The organism is Pseudomonas sp. N2-3-1-14, assembly GCF_041228395.1.
Taxonomy (GTDB): Bacteria; Pseudomonadota; Gammaproteobacteria; order Pseudomonadales; family Pseudomonadaceae; genus Aquipseudomonas.
Genome location: NZ_CP166199.1, coordinates 4,554,840 through 4,567,260 on the forward strand (window position 1 = coordinate 4,554,840; position 12,421 = coordinate 4,567,260).

Annotated in this window: 11 protein-coding genes; 4 read left to right on the top strand and 7 right to left on the bottom strand. The window is 61.5% G+C overall.

Going from position 1 to position 12,421, the window contains the following annotated elements:
• Positions 1-29 precede the first annotated feature (29 nt).
• The 5 genes from relA to AB5I78_RS21040 form a co-directional block, all read right to left on the bottom strand.
• Positions 30-2,273 carry a GTP diphosphokinase gene (gene relA / locus AB5I78_RS21020; protein WP_017134872.1) on the bottom strand — a complete coding sequence of 748 codons (2,244 nt, stop codon included), beginning with the start codon at positions 2,271-2,273 and terminating at the stop codon, positions 30-32.
• Positions 2,274-2,411: 138 nt separating this feature from the next.
• Positions 2,412-3,764, bottom strand: coding sequence for a 23S rRNA (uracil(1939)-C(5))-methyltransferase RlmD (gene rlmD, locus AB5I78_RS21025; RefSeq protein WP_369301285.1), 1,353 nt, complete (start codon positions 3,762-3,764; stop codon positions 2,412-2,414).
• Complete coding sequence (gene cysM / locus AB5I78_RS21030; protein ID WP_369301286.1) at positions 3,764-4,666, bottom strand: cysteine synthase CysM; 903 nt, start codon at positions 4,664-4,666, stop codon at positions 3,764-3,766. Before cysM ends, rlmD begins: the two co-directional genes overlap by 1 nt.
• Positions 4,667-4,878: 212 nt before the next feature.
• A complete protein-coding gene (locus tag AB5I78_RS21035) occupies positions 4,879-5,484 on the bottom strand; it encodes a tRNA-uridine aminocarboxypropyltransferase (RefSeq protein WP_369301288.1) in 606 nt (201 codons plus the stop codon).
• Positions 5,485-5,488: 4 nt separating this feature from the next.
• The gene (locus AB5I78_RS21040) at positions 5,489-6,382 is read right to left on the bottom strand and encodes a LysR family transcriptional regulator (RefSeq protein ID WP_049712094.1); all 894 of its coding nucleotides are present in this window, start codon (positions 6,380-6,382) and stop codon (positions 5,489-5,491) included.
• Between the two features lie 297 nt (positions 6,383-6,679).
• Between AB5I78_RS21040 and speB the strand changes: the two genes are divergently transcribed.
• The 4 genes from speB to AB5I78_RS21060 are packed head-to-tail and all read left to right on the top strand — an operon-like array spanning position 6,680 to position 10,995.
• Positions 6,680-7,630: an agmatinase gene (speB, locus tag AB5I78_RS21045; protein ID WP_064453522.1), complete on the top strand. Its 951-nt coding sequence runs from the start codon at positions 6,680-6,682 to the stop codon at positions 7,628-7,630.
• Positions 7,630-8,052, top strand: a complete 423-nt coding sequence (locus AB5I78_RS21050) for a nuclear transport factor 2 family protein (RefSeq protein ID WP_369301289.1) — start codon at positions 7,630-7,632, stop codon at positions 8,050-8,052. Before speB ends, AB5I78_RS21050 begins: the two co-directional genes overlap by 1 nt.
• Positions 8,053-8,073: 21 nt before the next feature.
• Positions 8,074-9,588 (top strand): cytosine permease, encoded by a 1,515-nt coding sequence (locus tag AB5I78_RS21055; RefSeq protein ID WP_369301290.1) that lies wholly within the window; start codon positions 8,074-8,076, stop codon positions 9,586-9,588.
• 24 nt (positions 9,589-9,612) lie between these two features.
• Positions 9,613-10,995 carry a sodium:solute symporter gene (locus AB5I78_RS21060; RefSeq protein ID WP_106576395.1) on the top strand — a complete coding sequence of 461 codons (1,383 nt, stop codon included), beginning with the start codon at positions 9,613-9,615 and terminating at the stop codon, positions 10,993-10,995.
• A 197-nt stretch (positions 10,996-11,192) separates the two neighbouring features.
• On the opposite strand, the gene AB5I78_RS21065 is transcribed toward AB5I78_RS21060, so the two are convergent.
• On the bottom strand, positions 11,193-11,315 hold the full coding sequence (locus AB5I78_RS21065; protein ID WP_256347311.1) for a PA1414 family protein: 123 nt from the start codon (positions 11,313-11,315) through the stop codon (positions 11,193-11,195).
• A gap of 142 nt (positions 11,316-11,457) precedes the next feature.
• On the bottom strand, positions 11,458-12,351 hold the full coding sequence (locus AB5I78_RS21070; protein ID WP_119742222.1) for a LysR family transcriptional regulator: 894 nt from the start codon (positions 12,349-12,351) through the stop codon (positions 11,458-11,460).
• Between the last annotated feature and the right edge of the window lie 70 nt (positions 12,352-12,421).

A 12,421-nucleotide genomic window follows, 5' to 3' on the forward strand; every position in this document is an offset into this window, starting at 1 on the left:
ACATTTTCAGTCCGCGCTCATCCAGCTGCTCATGGTGTGCGATTACGCCGCGTCTCAATGATGTTCGGCAACTGGGAAATCCGCCCCAGCAACCGACCCAACGCGTCCAGGCCCGGAATCTCGATGGTCAGAGACATCAACGCCGTGTTGTCCTCTTTGTTCGAGCGGGTATTGACCGCCAGCACGTTGATCCGCTCATTGAGCAGCACTTGCGACACGTCACGCAGCAAGCCGGAACGGTCGTAGGCGCGAATGATGATGTCCACCGGGTAAGTGAGCACCGGCACCGGACCCCAGCTGACCTGGATGATGCGCTCCGGCTCGCGCCCGCCCAGTTGCAGCACTGAGGCGCAATCCTGGCGGTGAATGCTTACGCCACGGCCCTGGGTGATGTAGCCGACGATGGCGTCGCCCGGCAACGGCTGGCAGCAGCCGGCCATTTGCGTCATCAGGTTGCCCACGCCCTGAATCTGGATATCGCCGCGCTTGCCCGGTTTGTAGCCGGTGGCTTTGCGCGGGATCAGCTCCAACTGCTCGCTGCCGCGCTCCGGCTCGACCAGTTGCTGCGCCAGGTTGACCAGTTGCGCCAGGCGCAAGTCGCCGGCGCCAAGGGCTGCGAACATGTCCTCGGCAATCTTCATGTTGGCTTTTTCGGCCAACTTGTCGAAGTCCACCTGCGGCAGGCCCAGGCGCGCCAGCTCGCGTTCGAGCAAGGTTTTACCGGCCGCGACGTTCTGGTCGCGCGCCTGCAATTTGAACCAGTGGACGATCTTCGCCCGTGCCCGCGATGTGGTGATGTAACCCAGGTTCGGGTTCAACCAGTCGCGGCTCGGCGTGCCGTGCTTGCTGGTGATGATCTCGACCTGTTCACCGGTCTGCAGGCTGTAGTTGAGCGGCACGATGCGCCCGTTGATCTTGGCGCCCCGGCAGTTGTGACCGATTTCGGTGTGCACGCGGTAGGCAAAGTCCAACGGCGTGGCGCCCTTGGGCAAGTCGATGGCGTGGCCGTCGGGGGTGAAGATATAAACGCGGTCGGGCTCGATATCCACCCGCAGCTGTTCGGCAAGGCCGCCGATGTCGCCGAGTTCTTCGTGCCACTCGAGCACTTGGCGCAACCAGGAGATTTTCTCTTCGTACTGGTTGGACCCGGCCTTGACGTCGGTGCCCTTGTAGCGCCAGTGCGCGCACACCCCAAGTTCAGCCTCTTCGTGCATGGCGTGGGTGCGGATCTGCACCTCCAGCACCTTGCCCTCAGGGCCGATCACCGCAGTGTGCAGGGAGCGATAGCCGTTTTCCTTGGGGTTGGCGATGTAGTCGTCGAACTCCTTGGGAATGTGCCGCCACAAGGTGTGGACGATACCCAGCGCGGTGTAGCAGTCGCGCATTTCCGGCACCAGCACGCGCACGGCGCGCACGTCGTAGATCTGGCTGAAGGCCAGGCCCTTGCGCTGCATTTTGCGCCAGATCGAATAGATGTGTTTGGCGCGGCCGCTGATGTCGGCGTCAACGCCGGTGGCCTGCAACTCGGAACGCAGCTGGCCCATCACGTCGGTGATAAAGCGCTCACGGTCGAGCCGCCGCTCATGCAGCAGCGTCGCAATCTGTTTGTATTGATCGGGCTCGAGGTAGCGAAAGGACAAGTCCTCCAGCTCCCACTTGATATGGCCGATGCCCAAGCGATGCGCCAGCGGCGCGTAGATGTCGAAGACTTCGCGCGCCACCCGGTTGCGCTTTTCGTCGTCGGCGGTCTTCACCGCACGGATCGCGCAGGTGCGTTCAGCCAGCTTGATCAGCGCAACGCGTACGTCGTCGACCATCGCCACCAGCATTTTGCGCAGGTTCTCGACCTGGCCCTGGGTGCCCAGCACCATCGACTGGCGCGGGCTGAGGCTGGCACTGATAGCCGCCATGCGCAGCACGCCGTCGATCAGTTTGGCCACGACCGCGCCGAAACGCTGGCTGACCGTCGGCAACGGGATGTGCCCTTCACGCACGCCGCGATAGAGCACGGCGGCGATCAGCGAATCCTGGTCGAGCTTGAGATCGGCGAGGATCTCGGCGATTTCCAACCCGGTGCGAAAGCTTGACGTGCCCTCCGCCCAGAGGTTTTTGGCCGCGTTGTCTTGTTGTTCAGACTCACGAGCGAACTCGCAGGCTGCTTTCAAGGCTTCACGGTCCAGTGCCGGGTCGACACTGACGGCATGATCCAGCCATGCCTCGAGATTGATACTGCCGTCGGTGTTGATCGGCTGGTGTGCTCTCACCTGTACCATCTTGCTTACCTTCCCTACGACGCACCTTTAATGCGCCAAAAATCATCGCTGACCTGCTTTACCTGAATAAAGCTTACACACACTCCCTGGCAGGTCACGGCCTTGGAGAATGCAGGCCAGTCGGATTAAACGGGCATCCTAGCCCGCTTCAAATAACGCCATGGCCTCGACATGCGCGGTTTGCGGAAACATGTCGAGGATCCCGGCACGTTTTAGCCGGTAGCCCTGCTTGACCAACTCAACCGTGTCCCGCGCCAGCGTGGCCGGGTTGCAGGACACATACACCAGACGCTTGGCCTTAAGGGTCGCGAGCTTGCGCACAACCTCCAGGGCACCATCACGGGGTGGGTCCAAGAGTACCGCAGAAAAGCCCTGTTTGGCCCACTCCGCGTCAGTCAAAGGCTGGGATAAATCGGCCTGAAAAAACTGCACATTATGCAAATTGTTGCTGACGGCATTCTGCGCCGCCCGGTCCACCATGGTCTGCACGCCTTCTACCGCGACCACTTCACGCACTTGCCGGGCCAGTGGCAAAGCGAAGTTGCCCAGCCCGCAGAACAAATCCAGTACCCGCTCGTCGGGCTGTGGCGCCAGCCATTCCAGGGCCTGGGCGACCATCGCGGCGTTGACGCCGGCGTTGACCTGCACAAAATCCCCGGGCCGATAAGCCAGCTCCAAATCCCACTGTTCCAACCGATAACCCAACGCCGAATCCGTCTCGACCGGCTCCGGCTGGCCCTCGCCATGCAGCCACAACTGCGCGTCATGGAAGGTGCAAAATTCCTGCAGGATCAGCAGGTCTGCCTCGGACAACGGCGCCATATGCCGCAGCAGCACGGCAATCGACGAGCCGCTGAACAACTCCACATGCCCCAGCGCCTGCGGTTTGCTAAGGCGGCGCAGCATGTTCGGCAAACGCTGCATGATCGGTTGCAAGGCTTGTACCAGCACGGGGCAATCATCGATGGCGACGATGTCCTGGCTGGCCACGGCGCGAAAACCCACTTCAAGTTTTTTCGCCTTGGCATCCCAGCGTACCGCCACGCGGGCGCGTCGGCGGTAGCCGAATTCCGGGCCACTCAAAGGTTCGGCCCACACCTGCGGTTCGACACCGGCGACGCGAGACAGTTGTTCGGCGAGCATGCGCTGTTTCAGGGCAAGTTGTTCGGCATGGGGCAAGTGCTGCACGCTGCAACCGCCGCAGCGGCCAAAATGGGCGCAGGGTGCCGGACGGCGCAGTTCGCTGGCCGTGAACACGCGCTCGGTGCGGGCTTCGACCACTTTGCCGTGGGCGCCCAATACCCGTGCTTCGACCTCTTCGCCGGCGAGCGCGCCATTTACAAACCAGGTGCGGCCTTCAAAGAACACAATGCCGCGGCCGTCGTTGGCCAGGCGCTCGATGGTCAGGCGCTGCTTCTTGCCTACCGGAATTTGCGGGGCCCGGCTGCCGCCCGTCGGTTGAAAGCGCAGGCCTCTCTCGTGCTTGGCCATCAGTTGGGTTCGTCGAAAATGCCGGTCGACAAGTAACGGTCGCCTCGGTCACAGATGATCGCGACGATCACTGCGTTTTCCACTTCCTTGGACAAACGCAACATACCGGCCACGGCGCCACCGGAGGACACGCCGCAGAAAATGCCTTCTTCACGCGCCAGGCGGCGGGTGGTGTCTTCGGCTTCGCGCTGGGCCATATCGATGATGCGGTCCACACGCGTCGCGTTGTAGATCTTCGGCAGGTACTCTTCGGGCCAACGGCGAATGCCGGGGATAGCCGCGCCTTCCATCGGTTGCAGGCCAACGATCTGGATCGCCGGGTTCTGCTCCTTGAGGTAGCGCGAGTTGCCCATGATGGTGCCGGTGGTGCCCATCGAGCTGACGAAATGGGTGATGGTGCCCTGGGTCTGACGCCAGATTTCCGGACCGGTGGTGGTGTAGTGCGCCTCCGGGTTATCACCGTTGGCAAATTGGTCGAGCACCACGCCACGGCCTTCGGTGGCCATGCGCTCGGCGAGGTCGCGGGCGCCTTCCATGCCTTCTTCCTGGGTGACCAGGATCAGCTGGGCGCCGTAGGCGGTCATTGCCGCCTTGCGTTCGGCGCTGCCGTTGTCGGGCATGATCAATACCATCTTGTAACCCTTGATGGCCGCGGCCATGGCCAGGGCGATGCCGGTGTTACCCGAGGTGGCTTCGATCAGGGTGTCGCCGGGCTTGATCTGCCCGCGCAGTTCCGCGCGGGCAATCATCGACAGCGCCGGGCGGTCCTTGACGGACCCGGCCGGGTTGTTTCCTTCGAGCTTGAGCAACAGGGTATTGCTGGTTTCACCCGCCATGCGTTGCAAGCGGACCAGGGGCGTGTTGCCGACGCAATCGGCGATTGTAGGGTACTGCAAGGTCATGGCGTATTCGCAATCCAGACTGCGGGGGCGAACATCATACCGGGAAAGGCTGGCGGGCCATATCACGCAAAGTATGGTGCTTATGGCTTATAGGAATAAGCGAGTGGTGTGTGGCCTGCAACGGCGCTATCGCGGGCAAGCCCGCTCCCACAGGTATCCGGGATCAATGTGGGAGCGGGCTTGCCTGCGAAGGCCGCACCTCGGTGAACCGGCTACCCCAACTGCCCGTCGCCATGATTTTTACGAAACACCTCTTCTCCCATCGCAGCAATCTGCCCCTCAATAAGCGCCTCAAACGGTTTGAGCAATGCGTCAAAAGACGCCGGCGCCTCCAGCACCTGCAATGCCTGCACAATCGCCTCCACCGTCGACAACGCACCTGGCCCGGGCGCCTTGCGCAGCCGGTAGCGGGACACCGCACCCTCGGCCAGGGCCACTCGAGGCAAGGCCGCCAGTAACGGATTGAGGTGCAACAATTTGCGCGCCTTGCGCCAGGTACCGTCAGGCACCACCAGCAGCATAGGTTCGTCAGTCGGGGTATAGGCCTGTAAAGGCTGCGCATCCTCAGCGGGAAACAACAACCGCGCCTGGTAGCCGGGCGGGTTCAATAAGGTCGGCAAATCCTCAAACACCTCGCCCACCACCAATTGCGCATTGTTCAACCCCAACGCTGCCAGCCGCGCGGTATTGAGCGCATGGTTGACCTCACTCGGGTGCTGCAACAGCAACACGCGGGTGCGGCTGTCGAGGCTGGGGATCAGCGCGCACAGGCAATGGGTGACAGGCCGCAGGCAGCGGGAGCATTGGGGTCGGGACATGGTTTCAGGCCTGGTTGAGCTGTGCTTTGAGTAAATCGCGGAAGGTCTGGATCAGCGGCTCGCGGCTACGGCCCCGGCGCATGATCATCGAAAATGGCGCCTGATAGCCGAAGGTCGCCGGCAACAATACGCGCAGGTCGCCCTTGTCGGCCCAGGCCTGGGCGTAATGCTCGGGCAGGTAGCCGATGTAGGCGCCGGACAGCACCAGAATCAACTGAGCTTCCATACTTTCCACCGTTGCCGCGCTGTGTTTGAAGCCGTGGCGCGCCAGTTCAGCCTGGCTCCAGTAGCCGCGCCCGACCATGCGCTGTTGGGTGATCACTTGTTCGGGGATGCGCCGTTCGTTGAACAACGGATGGCGGGTGCTGCAATACAACCAGTGTTGCTCGCGGTACAGCGGCATGTAGATCAGCCCGCTCATGCGGTTGGAAAAGGCGCCAATGGCCAAATCCAGACGATTGTCCTGCACACCCAGTTGCAGTTCGTAAGGGCTCATCACCGAGAGGTGCAAATGCACGGCCGGGTGTTCCTGGCTGTAGGCGCCAATCACCTCAGCGAACGGCAGCGCCTTGTCGCTGACGGTGGAGTCGAGCACGCCCAGCTTCAGTGTGCCGCGCAACTCGCCTTTGAGCGCTGCAGCGTATTGCTCGAAGCCTTCCAATTCGCCCAGGAGCCGCAGGGTTTCCTGATGGAACAGCTCGCCCTTGCTGGTCAGGCTGAACCCGCCGCGCCCGCGATGGCACAGCACCAGGCCCAACGCCGACTCCAGCTGGCTCATATAAGTGCTGATGGCCGACGTCGACAGGTTGAGTTCGTGCTGGGCGTTGGCAAACCCCTGGTGGCGCACGACGCTGACGAAGATGCGCAGGAGTTTCAGGTCGGGCAAGGCGTTGGCCATGGGTTCTCCAGATTCAGCGAATGCACGCGATCCCATTGTGGGAGCTGGCTTGCCTGCGATGGCGGCGTATCAAAAAAAGCTATGTGGCTGACCCTCCGCTATCGCAGGCAAGCCAGCTCCCACACTGGGCAGGGGCTCGACAGAAAGGATCGGTTGCGCCCAACACAGGCCGGGGAGTTTACCCCAGGCATTAGTTTAGAAAAATCTGAACTAAGTATTTGCCCCTGCCGATTCTTCCCGCCCTGGGCTTTTCGCAGAATCGGCCCCTAATAAACAAAACAACGATGAGGCAATCCCGTGGACAAGATTTTTCACCAACCACTGGGCGGCAACGAAATGCCGCGCTTCGCCGGCATCGCCACCATGATGCGACTTCCCCACCTGCAAACGGCCAAAGGCCTGGATGCCGCCTTTGTCGGCGTGCCCCTGGACATCGGCACCTCGCTGCGCGCCGGCACCCGTTTCGGGCCGCGGGAAATCCGCGCCGAATCGGTGATGATCCGCCCTTACAACATGGCCACCGGCGCCGCACCGTTCGACTCCCTGTCGGTTGCCGACATCGGCGACGTGGCGATCAACACCTTCAACCTGCTCGACGCTGTGCGCATCATCGAAGAAGCCTACGATGAGATCCTCGAGCACAACGTGATCCCGATGACCCTGGGCGGCGACCACACCATCACCCTGCCGATCCTGCGGGCGATCCACAAGAAACACGGCAAGGTCGGGCTGGTGCACATCGATGCCCACGCCGACGTCAACGATCACATGTTCGGCGAGAAAATCGCCCACGGCACCACCTTCCGCCGCGCGGTGGAAGAAGGCTTGCTCGATTGCGATCGCGTCGTACAAATCGGCCTGCGCGCCCAGGGCTACACCGCCGAAGACTTCAACTGGAGCCGCAAACAGGGCTTCCGCGTGGTCCAGGCTGAAGAATGCTGGCACCACTCGCTCGCGCCATTGATGGCTGAAGTGCGTGAAAAAGTCGGCGGCGGCCCGGTGTATTTGAGCTTCGACATCGACGGCATCGATCCAGCCTGGGCACCGGGCACCGGCACGCCGGAAATCGGCGGGCTGACCACCATCCAGGCGATCGAGATCATCCGTGGTTGCCAGGGCCTCGACCTGATTGGTTGCGATCTGGTAGAAGTTTCGCCGCCTTACGACACCACCGGCAACACCTCGCTGCTCGGCGCTAACCTGCTGTACGAGATGCTGTGTGTACTGCCCGGCGTGGCGCATCGCTGATGAGCACGCACGAGGTGCTGCAAGCCGCGGCCGACCTGGTCTCGGCCTTCGCCCGCAATGACCGCGCCGCCTACTTCGGCGCGTTCACGGCCGATGCCAGCTTTGTGTTTTACACCCTCCCCCAGCCGCTGCTCAGCCGCGATGCCTACCAGGCGTTGTGGGACAGCTGGCGCCGGGACGAGGGGTTTGAGGTGCTGTCCTGCACTTCAAGCAACGCCTTTGTCAGCCTGCAAGGTGACGTGGCGATTTTTATGCATGACGTGGCCACCGAGCTGCGCATGAAAGGGGAGCAATTTTTTAGCCAGGAACGCGAGACCATTGTCTTCACACGGCAAGGGTCTGGCACACAACAAAAACAAGGCCTGTGGCTGGCCTGTCACGAACATTTGTCCGCTATGCCGGAAGGGCTGCCGCCCCCTTAGCCAATGTGATCGGAGCTGATCATGAATAATAAAAACAACGATAAAAGTATTCGAACGATAGAAACCAACGGGGTCGAACAGATCCCGGACCACGAACGTACTGCCGGGCCCAAGGATCTGTTCCGACTGATCTTTGGCGGTGCCAACACCTTTGCCACCGCCGTGCTGGGTTCGTTTCCGGTGCTGTTCGGTTTGTCGTTCCAGGCCGGCGTCTGGGCGATTGTGCTGGGCGTGCTGGTGGGCGCGCTGATCCTGGCGCCGATGGGCCTGTTCGGGCCGATCAATGGCACCAACAATGCCGTGTCGTCCGGTGCGCACTTTGGTGTGCACGGGCGCATAGTCGGCTCGTTTCTTTCGCTGCTGACGGCGATTGCCTTCTTCTCACTGTCGGTGTGGAGTTCAGGCGATGCGTTGGTCGGCGGTGCGAAACGGCTGATCGGCCTGCCGGAAACCGACCTGACGCTGGGCCTGGCCTACGGCCTGTTCGCCCTGCTTGTGCTCACCGTGTGCATTTATGGCTTTCGCTTCATGCTGTGGGTCAACCGCATCGCGGTGTGGGCGGCGAGCCTGCTGTTCCTGCTGGGCATCTTCGCGTTTGCGCCGGCCTTCGACAGCCACTTCGCCGGCACCGTCGGGCTCGGCCAGACCGGCTTTTGGGCGGCCTTTATCGGTGCTGCGCTGGTGGCCATGAGCAATCCGATTTCCTTCGGTGCATTCCTCGGTGACTGGTCGCGCTACATCCCGCGTGAGACGCCGAAAATACGCATCATGCTGGCGGTCGTGCTGGCTCAGATCGCTACGTTGATCCCGTTTCTGTTCGGCCTGGCCACCGCGACCATCGTGGCGATCAAGGCACCGGACTACATTGCGACGAACAACTACGTCGGCGGTTTGCTGGCGGTGGCGCCCACCTGGTTTTTCTTGCCGGTGTGCCTGATCGCGGTGATCGGCGGCATGTCCACTGGCACCACCTCGCTGTATGGCACCGGCCTGGACATGTCCAGCGTGTTTCCGCGCCTGCTGTCACGGGTCAAGGCCACGCTGCTGATCGGCGTGATGTCGATTGCCTTCATCTTTATCGGACGTTTCGCCGCCAACCTGGTGCAGAGCGTGTCGACTTTCGCCGTGCTGATCATCACCTGCACCACGCCCTGGATGGTGATGATGATCATCGGCCTGATTGTGCGCCGCGGCTTCTACTGCCCGGACGACTTGCAGGTATTCACTCGCGGTGAAACCGGCGGGCGCTACTGGTTCAGCCATGGCTGGAACTGGCGCGGGCTGGGGGCCTGGATCCCGAGCGCGCTGGTGGGTTTGTGCTTCGTCAATTTGCCGGGGCAGTTTGTCGGGCCGCTGGGCAACCTGGCCGACGGCATCGATATCAGCCTGCCGGTGACGCTGGGGCTGGCCTCGGTGGTGTACCTGAGTTTGCTTCGCCTGTTCCCGGAACCAGCGGCTGTTTATGGCCCCCAGGGGCCGCTTCGCAGCCCAACGGGAGCAAGTTCCCTCGCCACAAAAAGCGCCTCAATAGCCTAAAAAAATAATCGGAGACCCGCCGTCATGGCTTTGGATTTATTCGTCGTACTCATCTACGCCGCCGGCATGCTCGTGCTCGGCTATTACGGCATGCGCCGCGCCAAGACCCACGAAGACTATCTGGTGGCCGGCCGCAACCTGGGCCCGTCGCTGTACATGGGCACCATGGCCGCCACGGTATTGGGCGGTGCATCCACCGTCGGCACCGTGCGCCTGGGTTATGTGCACGGCATCTCCGGCTTCTGGCTGTGTGCTGCGCTGGGGGCCGGGATCATCGCGTTGAACCTGTTCCTGGCCAAACCGCTGCTGAAGTTGAAGATCTTCACCGTCACCCAGGTGCTGGAAAAACGCTACAACCCGATGGCCCGCCAAGCGAGCGCGGTGATCATGCTGGCCTACGCGTTGATGATCGGCGTGACCTCGATTCTGGCCATCGGCACCGTGCTGCAAGTGCTGTTCGGCCTGCCGTTCTGGGTCTCGGTGCTGCTGGGCGGTGGCGTGGTGGTGGTGTATTCGACCATCGGCGGCATGTGGTCGCTGACGCTTACCGATATTGTGCAATTTGTGATCAAGACCGTCGGCCTGATGTTCATCCTGCTGCCGATCTGCCTGTACCGCGTCGGCGGCTGGGACCAACTGGTGGCCAAGCTGCCGGCGTCGAACTTCAGCTTCACCGAAATCGGCTGGGACACGATCATCACCTACTTCATGATCTACTTTTTCGGCATCCTCATCGGTCAAGACATCTGGCAACGGGTGTTCACTGCCCGCGACGAAAAGGTCGCGCAGTACGCAGGCACCTTCGCCGGCTTCTACTGCATCCTCTACGGCCTGGCCTGCGCGCTGATCGGCATGGCCGCTCATGTACTGCTGCCGAATCTGGATAACGTCAACAATGCCTTCGCCGCGATCGTCAAAGCGTCGTTGCCGGACGGCATTCGCGGGCTGGTGATCGCCGCCGCACTGGCCGCGATGATGTCCACCGCCAGCGCCGGTTTGCTCGCCGCCTCCACCGTATTGACCGAAGACCTGCTGCCGCGTTTGCGCGGTGGCAAGCAATCGAGCCTGAACATCAACCGCTTGTTCACGATGCTGACGGGCATTGCCGTGCTGGGTATCGCCCTGGTGGTCAACGATGTGATCAGCGCCCTGACCCTCGCCTACAACTTGTTGGTGGGTGGCATGCTGATCCCGCTGATGGGGGCGATTTTCTGGAAGCGGGCGACGACCTCGGGGGCGATCGCGTCCATGGCCCTGGGCTTTGTGACGGCACTGGTGTTCATGTTCAAGGATGGCTTGGACGCGAACACGCCGATCTACTACAGCCTGGCGGTTGGATTGGTGAGTTTTGTAGGCGTGAGTCTGTTGTCGCGGCGCCCGCAGGCTGCGGCGGCCAGGGCAATTTAAGGCAGCACAGGCATCAGAGCGGTTTCTTCAGCGGGTGCGACGTCGGATGTCGTACCCGTTTTTTTTGCCTGCCACACACAACTGTGGGAGCGAGCTTGCTTACGAAGGTGGTGTATCAGCCAACATTTACGTTGACTGACAGACCGCCTTCGCGAGCAAGCTCGCTCCCACCTGTTGAATCCTGTTGGAACCCGGGCTTATCTGCGACGGGGCCGGCGCTGCTCGTCATCCGTGCGAATCGGCACCGGTTGCAGCGGAGGCTCGATCAGTCCGAGCGCGACGCCAACGTCATGGAGCCAGTTTTGGATTTTCTCTTTCATGGTTGCCCCCTTTGCGGGTAATGCGGGTCGGCGCGAGTTTTGTCGCCTTTTCCTACAGTGATAGTAGTACTAAGTCCTACGTAATGCTTGAACGAAACCACAACGAACTATTACTGAATTGATTCAAATCCTGACGGATCGTTCAAGCAATCGCGCGCGTGTCCTGCAATAACTCGGCTTTGCCTTCCTGCTGCAGGTCAATCCATGCATTGAGGTTAGCGCCGAGCATACCCTTTCGCCACATCAGCCAGGTCGTTGCAGTAGCAAAAGGCCCCGTCAGGGGATGAACGGACACGCTGTCCTTGCCTGGCAGGCTTTCCAGCATGGATTCAGACATCAATGCCACACCGGAACCGGCAATCACGCAGGCGAGCATGCCCTGATAGGACTCAATCTCGATGGCCCGGCCCATGGCCACGCGCTCGTGGGAAAACCAGGTTTCCAGCCGCGTGCGGTACGCGCAACTGCGGCGAAAGGTGAACACCGAGCGCCCCGCTACATCCTGCGGCCCGCGCACGGGCGGGTGATCAGCCTCGCAGATCAACACCAGACGCTCTTCGCACAGTGGCACACCGTCCAGGGTGGCGATGGTCAGCGGGCCATCGACCAATGCCGCATCCAGACGCCCAGTGATCAAGCCTTCCAACAGTTCACCGCTGGGCGCCGACTGCACCTGCAGGTTCACCATCGGATAAGCCTTGTGATAGCGCGCCAACAACCTCGGCAAATGAATCGCGGCAGTGCTGTACATGCTGCCCAACACAAAATCGCCGGCCGGTTGCCCGCCCTGAACGGCGCCGTGGGCTTCATCGTGCAGCGCGATCAGACGGGTGCTGTAGTCCAGCAGCACTTTGCCGGCGGGAGAAAGCTGCAAGCGTTGACGCTCGCGCACAAACAGCTCCACGCCCAGCTGCTCTTCCATTTGCTTGAGCCGTGTCGACAGGTTCGACGGCACACGGTGCAGGCGCTCAGCCGCGCGGGTGATGGAGCCCTCTTCTGCCACGGCCTGGAAAATCCGCAATTGACTGAACTCCATACCTTTCTCCAAAACTGAACAAGTTACTCACTATTATTCATTTTTACAGAAAGTCAATTCGCTTTAGCCT

Bases quoted from the DNA above. Each gene is read 5' to 3' on its own strand.
- AB5I78_RS21065 (WP_256347311.1), bottom strand. From the start codon at position 11,315: ATGAAAGAGAAAATCCAAAACTGGCTCCATGACGTTGGCGTCGCGCTC.
- AB5I78_RS21050 (WP_369301289.1), top strand. From the start codon at position 7,630: ATGAGCACGCACGAGGTGCTGCAAGCCGCGGCCGACCTGGTCTCGGCC.
- AB5I78_RS21035 (WP_369301288.1), bottom strand. From the start codon at position 5,484: ATGTCCCGACCCCAATGCTCCCGCTGCCTGCGGCCTGTCACCCATTGC.
- relA (WP_017134872.1), bottom strand. From the start codon at position 2,273: ATGGTACAGGTGAGAGCACACCAGCCGATCAACACCGACGGCAGTATC.
- AB5I78_RS21040 (WP_049712094.1), bottom strand. From the start codon at position 6,382: ATGGCCAACGCCTTGCCCGACCTGAAACTCCTGCGCATCTTCGTCAGC.
- cysM (WP_369301286.1), bottom strand. From the start codon at position 4,666: ATGACCTTGCAGTACCCTACAATCGCCGATTGCGTCGGCAACACGCCC.
- AB5I78_RS21060 (WP_106576395.1), top strand. From the start codon at position 9,613: ATGGCTTTGGATTTATTCGTCGTACTCATCTACGCCGCCGGCATGCTC.
- AB5I78_RS21055 (WP_369301290.1), top strand. From the start codon at position 8,074: ATGAATAATAAAAACAACGATAAAAGTATTCGAACGATAGAAACCAAC.
- AB5I78_RS21070 (WP_119742222.1), bottom strand. From the start codon at position 12,351: ATGGAGTTCAGTCAATTGCGGATTTTCCAGGCCGTGGCAGAAGAGGGC.
- rlmD (WP_369301285.1), bottom strand. From the start codon at position 3,764: ATGGCCAAGCACGAGAGAGGCCTGCGCTTTCAACCGACGGGCGGCAGC.